A 17,459-nucleotide genomic window follows, 5' to 3' on the forward strand; every position below is an offset into this window, starting at 1 on the left:
ATACCACTTGCTTAAGCTGTAAACTTTGGTATAAAACGAAATAGGCTGTATTGTAGAGATACAGCCTATTTATATGCTTACTTATAAACTAAAACAGTTTAGGAAATACTGATCTGACGGGCAGATTTTTCTTTGGATTCTTCCCGCTTTGGTAAGCGTACATTTAATATACCATCGGTATAATTCGCTTCAATTTTCTCAGTATCAACTGTATTTGGTACTGTAAACGAACGTTGGAATGAAGTATACCCAAACTCTTTGCGGGCATATTTACCTTTAGTATCTTCTGTAGAATGCTCGGTTTTAGAACCAATCGTTAATACATTGTTGTGAAAAGTTATCTGAAAATTCTCCTTCTTTAAACCTGGAGCAGCCACTTCAACTTTAAAAGCATCTGCAGTTTCTACCACGTTTACGGCAGGTACGGAACTAGTAAAATCCCGGCCTACAAAATCTGATAAATCTCTGCCAAAAAAGTTTTCCAACAAATTTGAGAATGCAGGCAGATTTGAATTTTCATTAGAATTCCATTTTACGAGTGTCATAGTTTTATCCTCCTTTTATATAAGTTGTTTACTATTCAATTGATGTACGTATACCCTTTAATCAACTTGAATGCCATCCCCTCAAATAAAACATTTTGACTACTCTTTGAGACATTTTGTCTTAAAATACTCAGTATGCAATGAATAAAACTGTCATTATGGCCTGACTGAGCAGTAAATAACAAAAAAAGCGCAGCCTACTAGAAGCTGCGCTTTTGCAAAAGATGGAAGTAAATTTATTTTTTAGGAGCTATTGGTGTGGCCGCCTTGGGTTGTTTATCATTATACTGTTTGTTCAATCCGGTCAATACTTCATTGGTTATCTCCAGGCTATTGTCGGCGAACAAAATGCCTCCGCCCCGGCTATAGCCCAACACTAGTCGGTAGGGCTTATCTTTCGTATATTCTTTCAGGTATTCAGTAATATTGCTATATAAATCTTCAATTTTACTTTGTTCTTCCTGTGCCAGCTGCTGACTTACTCTATCACGGTACTGCACTAATTCCTGTTGCTTTCTGTATAGATTCTGCTCGGTAAGTTGAGCTTGCTCCAGGGTCATGTTTCTGCCTTTTTGCTGATACGACACTGCTTCATTTTCCAAAGAACGGGCTCTTCCGCTTATATCTGTTTCCAGTTTTTTGCGTTTCTCTTCCAGTTCTTTAATAGAACTTTTGTAATAATCATAATTAAACAGCAGAGAATCAGAGTTGACATAAGCAATTTGTTGCATGGTGCCATCTGCCTTTACTAATGTATCTGCTTTGGTAGGAGTGGCCGTAGTAGCGGCTTTACTGGAGTTGCTTGAGAAGTGTAGGTAATACAATACAGCTACAGCTACCAGAAGCACGGCATTCAGGATTAATGATAAATTTTTCACGATTTAAGAATATTGTTAACTAGATAAGCAAAGATAGGTAAAAGAAATTATTTGTTTGAGCATAGACAACCATGTACCTGAATATCCTTTCCTACAGGTATAGTTTTACGAGGAGTATCAGCCTTGTTTTATTAAATAACCGATATAGACCATATACGCTACGAGTAGAACGGCTGCTTCCCATCGGTCAAGTTTACGGGCTTTGCCTGCAAACATAGCTATAAAAAGAAGGGCTGTGCCTATAACTACAACCAGAATATCCTGGTTCATAGCCGGGTTATAGGGTATAGGTTTAATAAGTGAACAAATAGAAAGAATTAAAAAGATATTGAAGATATTAGAACCTACTACATTACCTATGGCTATGTCGCTTCTGTTTTTGAGGGCAGCCACTACCGAGGTAGCTAATTCTGGCAGCGATGTACCGGCGGCTACGATGGTAAGGCCAATAAGTTTTTCACTTACACCAAATGTCTGAGCTATTTCTATGGCATTGTCTACAACCAGTTTGCCCCCAAGAATTAACCCGGCCAAGCCTGCCGCAATGAAGGCAATAGTTTTGGGCAATCCATAAATTTTTATGGGAGAGTCAGCTGCTGCCGGGTCATTTTCAATACTGACAAATACATACCATATAAAAGCTGCAAAAAATACCAGTAAGATCAATCCATCCATCTGGCTAAGCACATTCTCTGTAGTATTAAATAGCCATACATCGTTGGCTAATATGAATAAGAGTATGGCCGCTACTAAAGAATAGGGAATTTCTTTCCATACCGTACTAGACTGCACCAGAATGGGGTAAATAACACCTGCACAGCCCAGAATCATGTATAAGTTGAAAATATTACTGCCAATAATATTACCAAAAGCTACTTCATTATGGCCTTGCACGCTGGAGATAGCACTCACAATAAGTTCAGGAGTAGAGGTGCCAAAAGCTACTACTGTTAAGCCAATGGCTAATTCAGATACCTTAAACCGTTTAGCCAGAGAGGAGGCGCCATTCACTAAAAAATTAGCCCCATAAATTAACACAATAAAACCTATAATCAGTAGTACAAAATTCAGAACCATAAAGAAAGAAGCCAGATAAATGAAAACCGTAATTTAATGGCGAAGGTAAACATAAGTAAACCTACTGAGTTGCTTATGCAGAAAAAATAGCGGCCAACCACAAACATTTCTTATACAAGCTGCATAACACCGGAAGAGAAGCAGATAATGTCCTATCTTTGCTGCATGGTGTTACTCCTGGATAATTTTGATTCGTTTACCTATACCCTGGCCGATTATATAGCCCAATGCGGAGCAACCTATAAAATAGTGCGCAATAATATAGCTTTAGAAGACATTATAGCTGAATCGTATCAAGGAATTATACTCTCTCCAGGGCCTCAAACGCCACATAAGGCAGGGAATTTAATGCAGGTAGTAGACTATTATGCGTTTAAACTGCCCATTCTAGGTATATGTTTAGGCCATCAGGCGCTGGGTATCCATTTTGGTGCCCAACTAACAAAGGCTATCCGGCCAATGCATGGTAAGTTATCTGCTGTAAGCTACCAGCCTGATTATTTATTTGACGGCCTACCAAAATCAGCGACAGTAGTTAGGTATCATTCGTTAATTCTGGAAAATATACCTCAACCCTTGCAAACCATAGCTACTACAAGCAGTGGGGAAGTGATGGCCTTGCGGCATGGGGAGTTACCTATCCGTGGAATTCAGTTCCATCTGGAAGCCGCTCTTACATCACATGGATTGGCAATAATGCAGAATTGGGTAAAATTTAATAAAATAGCCTGTTGAAGTTTTTAAACTTTATTTTACTTTGCATAGTAAAAGTAGTAAATTAAGAATATTGTCATATGAATTATACTCCAAAACAGGAAGCAGGTTTTAAATACCTCGACGAAGGTAAAGGTGAAACTTTGCTGCTACTTCATGGATTATTTGGTGCGTTGAGCAACTGGGATAGCGTAATACGTGAATTTTCTACCAGGTATCGAGTAATAATTCCTGTTATGCCGATCTATGAAATGCCTATTAAAACGGCTAGCCTGGATGGGCTGGTTTCTTTCATAGAAAGCTTTGTTGCCTTTAAGGGCTTGAATAATTTAACACTGTTAGGTAATTCGTTGGGTGGACACGTTGCCCTGATCTATACCTTAACTAACAAAAAGAATGTAAAACGGCTTGTCCTTACCGGCAGTTCAGGTTTATTCGAAAACTCTATGGGTGGCTCGTTTCCCAAAAGGGGAAGTTACGACTACATTAAAGAAAGAGTGGCCTACACATTTTACGACCCAGCTACAGCCAGCAAAGACCTGGTAGACGAAGTTTTTGATATTACCAAAGATATTCCTAAATGTATGCGGATTGTAGCCATCGCTAAGTCAGCTCAGCGGCATAATATGGCCAAAGAAATAACTAAAATTGAAGTGCCCACCTTGTTGGTATGGGGATTAAACGATACCATTACTCCACCAATGGTAGCACATGAGTTTAATAAATTAATACCTAATTCTGAATTGCGGTTTATTGATAAATGTGGCCATGCTCCAATGATGGAACATCCGGCAAAATTCAATAAGTTGCTCTCCGAGTTTATGGAAGCAGAACATGTGGATAATCTGGAAAAAATGAAAGTTTAAGTAAGGCATCAGCAATTATTTGCTTGCTGAGCGTAAACAATTAATTGCTTATATATGTAGTATAGAAGCTAACACTTCTTTTAGTATCCAAGTAATTAAAGCCGGATAAACAGGGCGGGAGGCTGCGGTATACATTCAATAAAAAGAAAATGTAGAAAGACTTCCTAAGAATCAGGATTTAGAAAAGTCTGCACATTTTTTGTTTGCTTCTATTATTATCTATACTTCTATGATTGCAGAAGAGTTAATTAACCAAATGATTCCACCATTAAAAGTGACAGACACTGCTGAAAAAGCACTGCGCTGGATGGAAGAATTACGTGTACCGCAGTTGCCTGTGCTGGAAGGCCAGGAATATGTGGGACTTATCAGTGAAGAAATAATTTTTCAGATTAATGATCTGTCTTATTATTTGAGTGAGATGCCGCTAACTGCACAGGATGTATATGCGCTTAATTATCAGCATTTTTACGATGTTCTCAAACTAGCCCTGGATCATCACATACAAGTAGTTGCTGTCCTTAACGACGATAAGGAGTTTATGGGAGTAATTACCGTACATAGTACTATAATTGCTTTTGCACAATCTGCTGTACAGGAACCAGGAGGTATCATCGTATTATCACTTTATGAACGGGACTATTCCTTAAGTGAGATCAGTCGCTTGGTGGAGTCTAATGATTCTAAAATATTAAGCAGCTATGTTTGCCCGGATAGATCAGATCCGTTGAAAATAAAACTGACCATAAAGCTTAATAGAAAAGATATATCCAGAGTGGTAGCTACTTTTGAACGGTTCGATTACCGGATCATTGCTAAGTTTCAGAATGCGCCTGATTCTGGAGAAGATAAAGAACGCCTGGATTTGCTGCTTAAATACCTGAATATGTAATAGGCCAAACACCATTTGCTATATCTTTTATACATATCCATTCTCAAAACATTTACTAACCCTCATCGAAAATTTACAATAGACAGCAGCATGCGAGATAGCCTATAACTTATTATAATTTGCCGGCAATTCTTACATTCTTATATTTCTGCCTAATCTCACCTTACATTCGTTTGTGCCTCATGAAAATCGCCATCCATGGAAGAAATTTTAAGGAAGAAGCTAAACCGCAAATACAGGCTATGTTTGATGAGCTGGCCACCAGAAATGTAGAGTTACAACTATCCGAAGCTTTCCATACGTTTATTCATAAAGCAGGTATTAAAAAATTACCTCCAGTAAGCCTTTTCAGCCATTATAGAGATATTTTTGACGCGAGCCTGGTGTTCAGCGTTGGTGGAGATGGCACGCTACTCGAAACAGTAACCTATGTGGGCGAACGTGAAATTCCTATATTGGGAATTAATACAGGCACCCTTGGCTTTCTGGCCACAACCTCCCCTTTGCAGATAAAAACCGCAATAGATTGCATTTTTAATGGCTATTATAGCTACGATGACCGCTCGCTGATCCGGCTGGAGTCTGACCGGGATATATTTGACGGGCTTAATTTTGGCTTGAACGAGTTTACCGTAACTAAACGGGATACCTCCTCAATGATTATTGTAAATACTTTTATTAATGGTGAATACTTAAATTCTTATTGGGCAGATGGCCTTATTGTAGCCACGCCTACAGGTTCTACAGGGTATTCATTGAGTTGCGGTGGGCCGGTTGTAATGCCTCAAACCAATAATTTTATTATTACTCCGGTAAGTCCGCATAATCTGAATGTACGTCCTTTAATAGTTTCTGATGACAGTATTATTTCTTTTGATATTCAGGGTCGCGGAAAGAACTACTTAATTTCTCTTGATTCCCGTTCCAAAGTGGTAGATGCCACAGTGCAATTAGCTGTAAAAAAGGAAAGATTTATAGCCAGGTTAATGAAATTAAATGGAGATAATTACTTGAGCACACTACGGAATAAACTTAACTGGGGGTTTGATAAACGGAATTAAATTTTTTTTATGCCTTTTACTGCTATATTTGTAGCTTATCACGCTTTAGTACTATTTCGATACACCCGGTTTGCAAAGTTTCTGATTATATTGTTTTCTATATGAAAAAAAGTACACTGTTCTTGTTTCTGATTTGCTTCATTTGGGCTATACCCCAGTCTTTTGCGCAGAAATACACCAGAAACAAGCAATATACCAGTGTTGGCGGCAGTATTAATGCAATGAATTATTTTGGGGATATTACGCCGAGTTCATCGTTTACCAGTGCCGATGTCCGGTTTACCCGTCCGAACTTAGGCGCTTATATACAACATAGGTATACGCCGAGGCTTAGTGTAAGAGCAGCTTTTTCCTGGGGCCGTTTAAAGGGCGACGATTTTATTTCAGCTAATCCAACAGATGTGAACGGAAGATATCGTTATGTTCGAAACAACCACTTCCGTAATGATATAAAAGAATTGTCAGTAGTAGGGATTTGGGATTTGTTTGAGAACCGGAATACGTTTTTAAGAAGACCCGATTTTGTTCCTTATGTATTTGCAGGTATTGCACTGTTTCATCATAACCCAAAAGCACGTACGCCAGAAGAAGACGGCCGTAACTGGGTAGCCTTACAACCTTTGGGTACTGAAGGGCAATTTATTTCAGGACAGAATAATCCTAACCCCTATAGCCGTATACAAATAGCTTTACCAGCAGGTGTAGGGGTGCGGTATAAACTTTCTTCCAGAATCGATTTAGGTTTTGAAATAGGTTACCGCTACACATTCACTGATTATTTGGATGATGTAAGCGGAAACTATCCGGATATGGCTGCTTTACGTACAGCAAGTGGAGATTTGGCCGTTAAAATGTCGAACAGAACCCTGGAAAACATAGCTGCCAATACTGGAGAATCCAGAGAAGCTACCCTAAATAGAATTTTAAATGATACTGGACTTAGAGCCATCACCTATGTAGGTTCAGATGGGAACCTCTATGAAACAGTAAATGGCTATGGAATAAGAGGCGATCAGCGGGGTAAGCCCTCCGAAAAAGACTGGTATCTGGTGACTGGCTTCCAGATCAATTACATCCTGATAAAAGGGGTGCGATGTCCAAAATTTAGATAAAAACCAACACACCTTTGACTGTTAGTAATTCATACAAAAGCTTAAATAAAATAATCCATTTCAAGTTTGTACATGCATACAAAATACTCAGTGTGATTTTGATATGTTGTGTATGTACCCACGTAAATGCCCAAAAACTGGAAATAGGTGCCGGGGGAGGTATAGCACTTTACAAAGGAGATCTGTCGCCTGCCCTAGATCCGAGATTTGCCCGCCCAGCTGCAAATATATTTTTGCGCCATACCCCTAAGCGTGCCGTAACCTTGAAATATAGTTTCATGCTGGGAAAAATTCATGCAGACGATAGCCGGGCAACCGATCAGTTTGCTAACAGACGCAACCGGTTTTTTAATGCCCGCCTTACAGAGCTTTCTGCTACAGCCGAATATAATTTTTTAGATTACCGGAACGAACAAAGCCGCAAGCCATGGACTCCTTATTTGTTTGGTGGTATTGCTGTATTTAAGTTTGATCCGGTAGAAAACTATAGGCCTGATTACCAGCTTACACAGCTAGCTTTACCCTTTGGTATTGGTATAAAATATGTTTTAACTGGCCAGTGGAATCTAGGCCTGGAGTTTGGAGCCCGCAAAACGTTTACCGATTATCTGGATGGCGTTGGTCCGTTGGATACTACCAATAAATTTGCCAACGGCAACCCATATAATAACGATTTATACACCTACACTTCCCTATCTATCAGCTACACGTTTTATAGTGTAAAATGCCCCAGGTTTTATTAATAATTTGTTGAATAGCAGCAACAATCTTCGTAACTTGCATTTTATTTGCAGCACAACGGGGGCATGAAACAACAGATTGACGTAAACAATTTACCTAGACATATTGCCGTTATAATGGATGGTAATGGCCGATGGGCAAAAAACCAGGGGGCAGCCAGGGTATTTGGTCATAAAAATGCAGTAAAAGCCGTGCGAGATACGGTAGAGTCTTGTGCAGAATTAGGTATTGGCTATTTAACTCTATATGCTTTTTCTACAGAGAACTGGTCCCGGCCGAAAGATGAAATAAATGCCTTAATGCAGTTACTTGTCTCCACAATTCGTGGTGAAACCCAGACGTTAATAAAAAACAATATCCGGCTTAAATGCATTGGTAATATTGAGAACTTACCCAAGGTTTGTCAGCGGGAGTTACGGGAGGCAATAGATATTACCAGTCAAAATACAGGGCTTACCGTGGTACTGGCCTTAAGTTATAGCGGACGCTGGGAAATTCTGGAGGCTACCCGGCACATAGCTGCGGATGTAGAAAAAGGCAAGTTACAGGTAAGTGAAATTACAGATGAAACCTTTGCACACTACCTGAATACAAAAGACATTCCAGACCCTGAACTGTTAATCCGGACAAGTGGTGAAATGCGCATCAGTAATTTTCTGCTCTGGCAAATAGCCTATTCAGAACTATATATGCCGGATGTATTGTGGCCTGATTTTAGAAGAGAGCACTTATATGAAGCCATCCTGGCATATCAAAAGCGTGAGCGTAGATTTGGTAGAATCAGCGAGCAAGTAAAATCTTAAAAAAAGTAATGAAAAACTTATTAGTTATCCTCACGTTGCTGCTTGTTCCGGCTCTTGCGCAAGCACAGTTCAAACTTAATCCTTCTGCGGGTTCTGCTACTCCTTCGGTCAGTTACAGTGAACCTAAGGAATATGAGATAGCAGAAATTACCGTAAGTGGAGCCCGCTTTTTAGACCCTAATGCGTTAATTTCTATTTCTGGCTTAAAAGTAGGCGACCGTATAAAAGTACCAGGAGACGATATTAGTAATGCCATAAAACGCCTTTGGGATCAGGGGATTCTGGGCGATGTACGGATATCTTATACTAAAATTGAGGGAGATAAAATCTACTTGGATGTATTCCTAAAGGAACGCCCCCGCTTGTCTAAGTTTACGTTTAAGGGAATTAAAAAAGGAGAAATTGACGCGCTGACAGAGAAAATTAAACTTATTCGAGGAAAGGTTGTAGATGATGCGCTTGTTAAAAATACCCAGATGACCATTAAAAAGCACTTTGAAGAAAAAGGGTTTTTAAATACATCTGTAAATATGGTGCAGGTAGAAGATACAGCCAGAGGCAATACCATTACGCTGAGAATCAATGTAAATAAGAAAAAGAAAGTAAAGATTAATGAACTGGCTATTAATGGCAACGAAGTTTTCGCAGATAACAAACTGAGAAGAAAACTTAAAAAGACCAAGCAAAAGAATCCTTTACGTATTTTTACGCCTTCCAAATTTATAGCTTCCCAGTATGAAGAAGATAAAAAGAAACTGATTGCTTTTTATAATGAAGAAGGCTACCGGGATGCCCTTATCGTATCCGATAGTGTGTATGCCCATGATGAAAATACCATAAATGTGGTAATTAACCTGGAAGAAGGGGAAAAGTACCACTATCGCAATGTAACCTGGGAAGGAAATTATGTGTACACCGATACACAACTAGCCGCTGTATTAGGCATCAATAAAGGAGATGTATATAATATAGCGGAACTTGAGAAAAAATTAACTTTTAATCCAAATGGATCAGACATTACCTCTCTCTACATGGATGATGGGTATCTGTTTTTTAATATAGAACCAGTAGAAGTAGCCATTGAAGGGGATTCCGTAGATATAGAAATGCGGATTGTAGAAGGCCCTCAAGCTACTATTAATCAAGTGCGAGTAGTTGGAAATACGAGAACAAGTGACCATGTAATTCTACGTGAGATCCGGACCTTGCCAGGCCAGAAGTTCAATCGTTCTTTATTAATACGTACTCAACGCGAAATATCTACCTTAGGGTATTTTAACCCAGAAACTGTAAATCCGGTGCCCATACCTAATCCGGCTGATGGAACGGTAGATATTGAATACCAGGTAGAAGAGCGGCCAAGCGACCAGATAGAGCTTTCTGGTGGTTGGGGCGGTGGCGGCCGCAATGGGATAGGCGTAGGCTTTGTAGGTACGCTGGGCGTGGTATTTAATAACTTCTCTACCCGTAAATTATTTAAATGGGGTGAATGGGGCGGCGTATTACCTTCCGGAGACGGACAACGCTTAGCGGTACGGTTCCAGGCAAGCGGCCGGCAGTACCAAACGTATTCTTTCTCTTTTACAGAACCCTGGTTAGGTGGCAAAAAACGTAACTCATTTACGTTAAGCCTTAACCATACAGTTAGTCGGCCATCAGCTGGTTATGAACGGTATTATGAAAGCCTAGGATATAATGTTAATACGTTTGGCTCTTTCCAAATAAGTGGTGCTTCTCTGAGTCTTGGCCGGATGTTAAAATGGCCAGACGATTATTTCAGCTTAACACATGCCCTATCGTATCAGCGGTATCAGTTAGATAATTATGATATATTCAGAATACAATTTGGAAATGGGGTTGCACATAATTTAACGTTCAATACAACCATAGCCCGGAATAGTGTAGATAACCCTATCTTCCCAAGAGGTGGATCAACCATTTCCTTAAGTGCCACTTTTACGCCTCCTTATTCAGTATTAGGTATAACTGGGCAGATTAAAAGCACCGGTGAAAATGGTACAAGTCCTGACGATATAAGCATGGAATACCATAAATGGATGTTTGATTCCAATTGGTTTACTCCTTTAGGCTTAGGCGGTAAATTAGTTTTGAGCGCGCGTGCACATATGGGCTTTATAGGTAGATACAATAAAGATTCACCATACACCTTTGCAGAGCGTTTTATTATGGGTGGTTCTGGTATGGCTGGGCAAGGGGTGTTTTTTGCGGCAGACATTATTGGCCTAAGAGGTTATCAAGATCAATCGTTACTGGGCGGACCAGCTTTACCAGGGCAACCGCAAAGTGGTATTGTGTATAATAAATTTGTCACTGAATTACGTTATTTAATTTCACCAAACCCATCGGCTACAATATTTGTTCTCGGATTCTTGGAAGGTGGCAACAACTGGAATAATTATTCTGAGTTTAATCCGTTTAAGATACGGAGGTCAGCAGGGATTGGCGCCAGAATTAATATGGCTGCTTTTGGGTTGTTGGGAATAGATTACGGATGGGGCTTCGATCCGCTTCCAGGTCAGAAAGGCGGCCAGTTCCACTTTACGATCGGGCAGCAATTCCGTTAATCGGGTGAACTAAAAAGAAGAATAAGTGATTTATGAATAAAGTAAGTTTTGGTATAATATTGGCAGTACTTTTCAGTGTTTGTAGTATATTGCCACTACAAGCACAGAAATTCGGGTACATAGATACGGATTTTATCCTGAGTAAAATGCCTGATGCAACCAAGGCTCAAAGTGAGATAGAGGCATTTGCCAGTAAATGGCAGCGTGAAATTCAGGCAAAATACGACGAAGTTAATCAGATGGAGCAGGATTTTAGAGCCGAAGAAATTTTGTTAACGGACGAAATGAGAAGCCAGCGCCTTTTAGCTATTGAGCAGAAAAAGAAGGAAGTCAGTGAGTATAACAACAAGGTGTTCGGATTTGAAGGCATGTTGTATCTGAAAAAGAAAGAGCTGATGCAGCCTCTACGCGATCAGATTTATGAAGCTGTGCAAAAAGTAGTAAAAACCAGAAAATTAGAGTTTATGTTTGATAAAGCAGCAGACTTAGTAATGATCTACTCTGATCCCCGCCACGACTATTCTGATTATATTTTAGAAGAATTAGGTTTGGCTGAGAACAAAGATGGTCAAGGCCCTGCTAGTCAAACGTCTCCCAGTGCGCCACCCAGAGCTGGTGGGGCTCCAGTAAATAAGAATTAATCAAAATCTAAACCCTTTATACAAATTTTATCACTATTTTATTTATCATGAAAAATCAGATGAGAATATTAATTGCCCTGTTTTTTATCTTTGGTATTGGTAGCATAGCAAATGCACAGACTGCTGTAAAAATTGGTTATGTTGATTCACGTGCGGTGTCTGATAAGTTGCCCGAAGTAAAGCAAGCCTATGCCCAGTTATCTGAATTCCAGAAGCAAAAACAGAACGAATTGCAAAAAGAGGAAGAAGCTTTTCAAAAAGAGGTAGAAAAATATCAGCAGGATGGTCAGGGGATGGATGCTGCTATGAGAGCATCTAAAGAAAGAGAATTGCAAGCCAAGAATGAGCAATTACAGTTAAAAGCTACCAATGCCCAGGCTGATATTCAAAAAAGACAACAAACAATTTTCGATCCTATTGAGAAAAGAATTCAGGAGGCTATTACTGCTGTAGCAAATGAGAATGGCTATACCTATGTTTTAGCTAAAGAAGTATTATTGCATTCACCTGCCGGAGATGATATTTCTGATCTTGTTGCCAAAAAATTATTAGCTAGTTCACCAACCAGCAACAACAATCAAAAGCCAGCCGGCGCTACTACAACTCCTGCTAACAATCAGAAGCCAGCTAATACGCCTGCACCAAAAAAATAACGTATAATTTATTTTTATTTAAAACCTTCTTTAATTGAATTTAAAGAAGGTTTTTTTATGTGTATAAACTAAGCTTTTTTGCAGAAAACATTGTTTAAAAGGTATAGTTACATAATAAAAGAACAAGCAGATGCCAAGCTACCTCACTAAACGAAGAGAGCCTTTTAAATTTATGATGGGCGTATCTATTATAGGGATTATTTTATTGTTTGTCTCTCTGTCATTTCTGTATCTGCTACGTAAATCGAGCCCAGACTGGCATAATTTCAAGTTGCCGGCTATTTTTTGGCTAAGCACAGCCATTATTCTAGCTAGCAGTGGCTCTTTGTATGTAGCTGTTCAATCCTTTAAACGAGATAAGTTTATTGCCTATAAATGGTTAATTGGGCTTACTTTACTACTAGGCGTATCGTTTATTCTAACCCAGATCGTTGGATGGAAACAGTTATTTAATACAGGAGTCTATATGCATAATAATATAGCCGGTGCTTTTTTATATACCTTATCTGGCTTACATATTCTGCATATTCTGGGTGGAATTATCTACTTAGGCGTTACATTCTCTCATGCTTTAAAAAGAGTAACTTACGTAGATTCTTTTGTGTATAGTGTAAATCCTCCTACGCAATTGAAATTACAGATGGTGTCGATCTACTGGCATTTTATAGACATCCTATGGATTTATTTATTTGTCTTTCTTCTCTACCACCACGGCCATTAGCAAGAAGCAGGAAAATTTACATAGAAAACTTTCCTGCTCTTGTTTATACACTTTGTTTTAATTCTTCTTTTACAAACGTAGCTGTATAAGAGTTTTTACATTTAGCTACTTTTTCCGGGGTTCCTTCACATAGAATCATTCCTCCTTTGGCACCGCCTTCTGGGCCAAGGTCAATAATATAGTCTGATACTTTAATAACATCCAGGTTATGCTCTATGATCAGTACGGTGTTGCCCTTGTCAACTAACTTATTCAGTACATCCAACAACTGTTTTATATCCTGAAAGTGCAAGCCGGTAGTAGGTTCATCCAGAATGTACAGCGTTTTGCCCGTATCTTTCTTAGAAAGTTCCTGCGCTAGTTTAACCCGTTGGGCTTCTCCACCAGAAAGGGTAGTGGCATGTTGGCCTAGCGTAATATAACCCAGTCCAACATCAAACAAGGTTTTTATCTTGCGCAGAATCTTCGGCTGATTTTCAAAAAAGTCTACAGCTTGCTCTACCGTCATGTCCAGGACATCAGATATGGATTTGCCTTTAAACCGGACTTCCAGCGTCTGGCGGTTATAACGTTTACCTTTGCAGGTTTCACAAGGTACGTATACATCCGGTAAAAAGTCCATTTCAATCAGCTTCATACCGGCACCTTCACACGATTCGCAACGGCCGCCTTTTACATTGAAAGAGAACCTGCCGGGTTTATACCCTCTGATTTTAGACTCAGGCATTTCAGTAAATAAGCTGCGTATATCTGAGAATACACCAGTATAAGTAGCCGGATTGGACCGGGGTGTACGGCCAATAGGTGATTGGTCTACCTCAATAACTTTATCTATATGCTCCAAACCCTCGATACTTTTGTAAGCCAAAGGTTCTCTCCTGGAGTTATAGAAATAATTATTCAGAATCGGAAACAAGGTATCATGAATGAGTGTAGATTTTCCGCTGCCGGAAACACCAGTGATAGAAATCATTTTACCCAACGGCAGCTTTAATGTTACATCTTTTAGATTGTTGCCACTTGCATTGCGTAATACCAGTTCAAGGCCATTTCCTTTTCTACGTTCCTTTGGGACTTCTATACCTGTTTTTCCGTTCAGAAAAGCAGCCGTCATGCTGTTATTTTTAATGAAATCCGCCGGAATACCCTCGGCTACTACTTGTCCGCCATGTCTGCCTGCTCCAGGGCCAATATCCAGAATATAGTCGGAGTGTAGCATCATATCTTTGTCATGCTCCACTACCAAGACCGAGTTTCCTACATCACGCAGCCTTTTTAAGGCATCTATCAGCTTTACGTTATCCCGTTGGTGAAGCCCTATACTCGGTTCATCTAAAATGTACAGCACACCTACCAATTGGGTACCTATTTGCGTAGCCAGGCGGATACGCTGGGCTTCTCCGCCGGAAAGCGTACGTAAGGGGCGGTCTAAGGTCAGATAATCCAGACCAATATCCAGTAAGAAGCCTATTCGTTTACGTATTTCTTTCAGAACTTCTGAAGCAATCATATTCTGTCGGTCACTCAGGCGGGTTTCCAGATCGCTGAACCAAGTGGCCAGTATCCGGATATCCATTTGTGCCAGTTCAGCTATATTTTTATGATCAATTTTAAAATGCAAAGATTCTTTTTTCAATCTGGCTCCGTGGCATTCCGGACATACAGTAGTTACCATATAGTCTTGAATCCAGGTTTGCATTTTATCAGAACCGGTTTCCTGCTGCTTTTTTAGGAAATTAATGATTCCCTCAAACTTAAAGCTATAATTGGCTCCTGCCCCTTTTTCATTAGCTGCCTTATTTACTGCATCAGAACCATATAATAATACATCCAGGGCTTCTCTGGACATATCTTTAACTGGGGTAGATAAGCTAAATTTGAACTTTTTAAGTACAGTAGCCATCTCTTTAAAGATCCAGATATCGCGGTATTCGCCTAGTGGAGCGATTGCACTTCTGGTAATACTCAGTTCACGATCAGGAATAACGGCATCCTCTGTAATTTCTTCTATTACGCCCAAGCCGTTGCAAACTGGGCAAGCGCCGTAGGGAGAGTTAAAAGAAAAATTGTTAGGGGCAGGTTCATCATAAGCTATACCAGAGGTGGGGCACATTAAAAACTTAGAAAATTGAACAGGCTTACCATCATCGCCTAGAATCATCATGGTACCTTTGCCATGTTGTAAGGCTGTTTGTACAGATTGTGATATCCGGAAGCGTTCATCTTCTCTGGCTACCAACCGGTCAATTACAATTTCAATATCGTGTGTTTTATAGCGGTCCAGCTGCATTTTGGCAGTAATATCCTGTACCACTCCATCTATCCGGACTTTAGTAAACCCCATTTTACTGATCTGAACGAACAATTCGCGGTAATGTCCTTTACGGCCTTTAACAACAGGTGCCAGCAATACCAGCTTCTGATTTACAAAGTTTTGCAGAATATGTTCAATAATCTGATCCTGTGACTGGCGGGTCATTTTTTCGCCGGTTACGTATGAGAAGGCTTCTGCTGTACGTGCAAAAAGCAAACGCATAAAATCGTAAATCTCCGTTACGGTACCTACGGTAGAGCGGGGATTGCGGGAAGTCGTTTTCTGCTCAATAGAGATCACTGGACTCAATCCATTAATCTTATCCACATTTGGCCGTTCCATATTTCCCAGAAACGAGCGGGCATAGGCAGAAAAGCTTTCCATATACCTTCGTTGACCTTCAGCATACACCGTGTCAAACGCAAGCGAAGATTTGCCGCTTCCGCTAATGCCAGTAATAACTACTAGCTTATTTCGGGGAATAGTAACATCTATATTTTTAAGATTATGCTCTCGGGCACCGTAAATCTCTATATTTTCATAACCGGTAGCATCGGCGGCTACTGTCTGAACAGGTGCTGAATTAAGGTCAGGATTGCCTGTTGCAAGCGGGTGGTTCATCTGCATTGGATTGTAAACAATCTGTAAAACTACTCAATTTTCTGCTGATTCTGTAACAATTAACGAAACGTATATGAACTAAGTAGCCAATTGCAAATAGCTGGCTTTTTCATGCCATTTCTTTAATAATGCCAGCTTTTAATTCAGCTTATGCATGGAGTATTTACAGGTAATTAATTTGCTTGTATGTTGGGCATGTAACACCAATAACAAAGCAGATAGTTTCTATCGGCGGGAGAGGGTAGAGTCAGTAACAGAAATTTTAATAGAATCTGTTTGCGCCTGCTGGGGAGAAGCATTTTTAGTCTCTTTTTTAACCAACATTTCCGGATTTCTGGGTACTAGAAGTGTATAGGTTTTTTCCGGATCTTTAATGGTAAGACTGTTTTTCAGTAACCAGGCATTGTGTTCTCGTAAGATTTCCAGGGTGATGCCATGTTCTTCAGCAAACACTGCCAGGTCAGGAATGGATTCCTTCACAGGAATTCTTTTCATGGGAATGGCATATGGATTATACCGGGGAACATTGTAACCAAACTCTTTCGGATGCTCCAGTAATTGTTTAATGGCTACAATCCGGAAAATATAATCTGCTGTCTGGCTATTGAGGTTTAACTTATAATATGAAGTTTCGTTCTGGTTACGCAAGGCCCTACTTAAGCCGCTCATGCCTATATTATACGAAGCGGCAACACTGGTCCAGTTACCAAACTTTTTGTAAGAATCTTTAAAATACTGGCAGGCCACATGGGTTGCTTTAATCGGATGGTACCGTTCATCTACTTCCTCATTGATCTCCAACCCATATTCTGCTCCGGTACTGGCCATTATTTGCCAGAAGCCCGCTGCCGATTTGGGAGACTCTACATTGTTGAGCATGCTTTCCACCACTGCCAGATACTTGAAATCTTTCGGTATGCCATGTTGCTTCAGAATAGGTTCCAGCTGAGGCAACCAGTGTCTGGCGCGTTTAATCAGGGATATTTTGCTGTAGTTCCAGAAGGTTTGTACTTGCAGCTCATTTTCAAATTTTTTAGCCACTACTTTGTCTTCCAGCGGCATTTCCTCTCCGGCAAAATAAATTTTTTCCGGTGGGTCTTCTACAGAATATACCTGGTAGCGAGAATCATACTCATAAAAAAAATCATACTCTTCCGATAAACGGGAGTATATTCCGTAGGTGACGAGCGAAATAATAAATCCGAATATTAATATGAGCTGAAACTTCTTCAAAC

16 protein-coding genes are annotated in these 17,459 nt (G+C 39.9%); 11 read left to right on the top strand and 5 right to left on the bottom strand.

Going from position 1 to position 17,459, the window contains the following annotated elements:
- Window positions 1–98: 98 nt before the first annotated feature.
- The 3 genes from Q0590_RS21160 to Q0590_RS21170 form a co-directional block, all read right to left on the bottom strand.
- Complete coding sequence (locus tag Q0590_RS21160; protein ID WP_302039602.1) at window positions 99–545, bottom strand: Hsp20/alpha crystallin family protein; 447 nt, start codon at window positions 543–545, stop codon at window positions 99–101.
- Between the two features lie 236 nt (window positions 546–781).
- Entirely contained in the window at window positions 782–1,423 is a 642-nt protein-coding gene (locus tag Q0590_RS21165) for an OmpH/Skp family outer membrane protein (protein WP_302039603.1), read from the bottom strand.
- A gap of 117 nt (window positions 1,424–1,540) precedes the next feature.
- Window positions 1,541–2,500 (bottom strand): calcium/sodium antiporter, encoded by a 960-nt coding sequence (locus Q0590_RS21170; RefSeq protein WP_302039604.1) that lies wholly within the window; start codon window positions 2,498–2,500, stop codon window positions 1,541–1,543.
- Window positions 2,501–2,665: 165 nt separating this feature from the next.
- On the opposite strand from Q0590_RS21170, the gene Q0590_RS21175 reads away from it, so the two are divergent.
- The 11 genes from Q0590_RS21175 (at window position 2,666) to Q0590_RS21225 (ending at window position 13,289) form a co-directional block, all read left to right on the top strand.
- Window positions 2,666–3,235: an anthranilate synthase component II gene (locus Q0590_RS21175; protein ID WP_302039605.1), complete on the top strand. Its 570-nt coding sequence runs from the start codon at window positions 2,666–2,668 to the stop codon at window positions 3,233–3,235.
- Between the two features lie 59 nt (window positions 3,236–3,294).
- Window positions 3,295–4,080: an alpha/beta fold hydrolase gene (locus Q0590_RS21180; protein ID WP_302039606.1), complete on the top strand. Its 786-nt coding sequence runs from the start codon at window positions 3,295–3,297 to the stop codon at window positions 4,078–4,080.
- 229 nt (window positions 4,081–4,309) lie between these two features.
- Window positions 4,310–4,972 (top strand): CBS domain-containing protein, encoded by a 663-nt coding sequence (locus Q0590_RS21185; protein WP_302039607.1) that lies wholly within the window; start codon window positions 4,310–4,312, stop codon window positions 4,970–4,972.
- Between the two features lie 182 nt (window positions 4,973–5,154).
- Complete coding sequence (locus tag Q0590_RS21190) at window positions 5,155–6,033, top strand: NAD kinase (protein ID WP_302039608.1); 879 nt, start codon at window positions 5,155–5,157, stop codon at window positions 6,031–6,033.
- A 101-nt stretch (window positions 6,034–6,134) separates the two neighbouring features.
- Window positions 6,135–7,145: a DUF6089 family protein gene (locus Q0590_RS21195; protein ID WP_302039609.1), complete on the top strand. Its 1,011-nt coding sequence runs from the start codon at window positions 6,135–6,137 to the stop codon at window positions 7,143–7,145.
- 92 nt (window positions 7,146–7,237) lie between these two features.
- On the top strand, window positions 7,238–7,888 hold the full coding sequence (gene porG / locus Q0590_RS21200; protein WP_302039610.1) for a type IX secretion system protein PorG: 651 nt from the start codon (window positions 7,238–7,240) through the stop codon (window positions 7,886–7,888).
- A 63-nt stretch (window positions 7,889–7,951) separates the two neighbouring features.
- Window positions 7,952–8,689, top strand: a complete 738-nt coding sequence (gene uppS / locus Q0590_RS21205; RefSeq protein ID WP_302039611.1) for an undecaprenyl pyrophosphate synthase — start codon at window positions 7,952–7,954, stop codon at window positions 8,687–8,689.
- Between the two features lie 8 nt (window positions 8,690–8,697).
- Window positions 8,698–11,274 (top strand): outer membrane protein assembly factor BamA, encoded by a 2,577-nt coding sequence (bamA, locus tag Q0590_RS21210; RefSeq protein WP_302039612.1) that lies wholly within the window; start codon window positions 8,698–8,700, stop codon window positions 11,272–11,274.
- Between the two features lie 32 nt (window positions 11,275–11,306).
- Window positions 11,307–11,915, top strand: a complete 609-nt coding sequence (locus Q0590_RS21215; RefSeq protein ID WP_302039613.1) for an OmpH/Skp family outer membrane protein — start codon at window positions 11,307–11,309, stop codon at window positions 11,913–11,915.
- A gap of 47 nt (window positions 11,916–11,962) precedes the next feature.
- Window positions 11,963–12,568 carry an OmpH/Skp family outer membrane protein gene (locus Q0590_RS21220; RefSeq protein ID WP_302039614.1) on the top strand — a complete coding sequence of 202 codons (606 nt, stop codon included), beginning with the start codon at window positions 11,963–11,965 and terminating at the stop codon, window positions 12,566–12,568.
- A 130-nt stretch (window positions 12,569–12,698) separates the two neighbouring features.
- Window positions 12,699–13,289, top strand: a complete 591-nt coding sequence (locus tag Q0590_RS21225) for a cytochrome c oxidase subunit 3 (RefSeq protein WP_302039615.1) — start codon at window positions 12,699–12,701, stop codon at window positions 13,287–13,289.
- Between the two features lie 43 nt (window positions 13,290–13,332).
- Here Q0590_RS21225 and uvrA read toward each other — a convergent pair whose 3' ends face one another.
- Window positions 13,333–16,224, bottom strand: coding sequence for an excinuclease ABC subunit UvrA (uvrA, locus tag Q0590_RS21230; protein ID WP_302039616.1), 2,892 nt, complete (start codon window positions 16,222–16,224; stop codon window positions 13,333–13,335).
- Window positions 16,225–16,449: 225 nt separating this feature from the next.
- Window positions 16,450–17,457 carry a lytic transglycosylase domain-containing protein gene (locus Q0590_RS21235; protein WP_302039617.1) on the bottom strand — a complete coding sequence of 336 codons (1,008 nt, stop codon included), beginning with the start codon at window positions 17,455–17,457 and terminating at the stop codon, window positions 16,450–16,452.
- Between the last annotated feature and the right edge of the window lie 2 nt (window positions 17,458–17,459).

It is taken from the genome of Rhodocytophaga aerolata (assembly GCF_030503435.1).
GTDB lineage: Bacteria > Bacteroidota > Bacteroidia > Cytophagales > 172606-1 > Rhodocytophaga > Rhodocytophaga aerolata.

What these genes read in the sequence shown, in the direction of transcription:
- Q0590_RS21160 (WP_302039602.1), bottom strand. Translation starts at nt 545, where the DNA reads ATGACACTCGTAAAATGGAATTCTAATGAAAATTCAAATCTGCCTGCA.
- Q0590_RS21170 (WP_302039604.1), bottom strand. Translation starts at nt 2,500, where the DNA reads ATGGTTCTGAATTTTGTACTACTGATTATAGGTTTTATTGTGTTAATT.
- Q0590_RS21175 (WP_302039605.1), top strand. Translation starts at nt 2,666, where the DNA reads ATGGTGTTACTCCTGGATAATTTTGATTCGTTTACCTATACCCTGGCC.
- Q0590_RS21180 (WP_302039606.1), top strand. Translation starts at nt 3,295, where the DNA reads ATGAATTATACTCCAAAACAGGAAGCAGGTTTTAAATACCTCGACGAA.
- Q0590_RS21185 (WP_302039607.1), top strand. Translation starts at nt 4,310, where the DNA reads ATGATTGCAGAAGAGTTAATTAACCAAATGATTCCACCATTAAAAGTG.
- Q0590_RS21190 (WP_302039608.1), top strand. Translation starts at nt 5,155, where the DNA reads ATGAAAATCGCCATCCATGGAAGAAATTTTAAGGAAGAAGCTAAACCG.
- Q0590_RS21195 (WP_302039609.1), top strand. Translation starts at nt 6,135, where the DNA reads ATGAAAAAAAGTACACTGTTCTTGTTTCTGATTTGCTTCATTTGGGCT.
- uppS (WP_302039611.1), top strand. Translation starts at nt 7,952, where the DNA reads ATGAAACAACAGATTGACGTAAACAATTTACCTAGACATATTGCCGTT.
- bamA (WP_302039612.1), top strand. Translation starts at nt 8,698, where the DNA reads ATGAAAAACTTATTAGTTATCCTCACGTTGCTGCTTGTTCCGGCTCTT.
- Q0590_RS21215 (WP_302039613.1), top strand. Translation starts at nt 11,307, where the DNA reads ATGAATAAAGTAAGTTTTGGTATAATATTGGCAGTACTTTTCAGTGTT.
- Q0590_RS21220 (WP_302039614.1), top strand. Translation starts at nt 11,963, where the DNA reads ATGAAAAATCAGATGAGAATATTAATTGCCCTGTTTTTTATCTTTGGT.
- Q0590_RS21225 (WP_302039615.1), top strand. Translation starts at nt 12,699, where the DNA reads ATGCCAAGCTACCTCACTAAACGAAGAGAGCCTTTTAAATTTATGATG.
- uvrA (WP_302039616.1), bottom strand. Translation starts at nt 16,224, where the DNA reads ATGAACCACCCGCTTGCAACAGGCAATCCTGACCTTAATTCAGCACCT.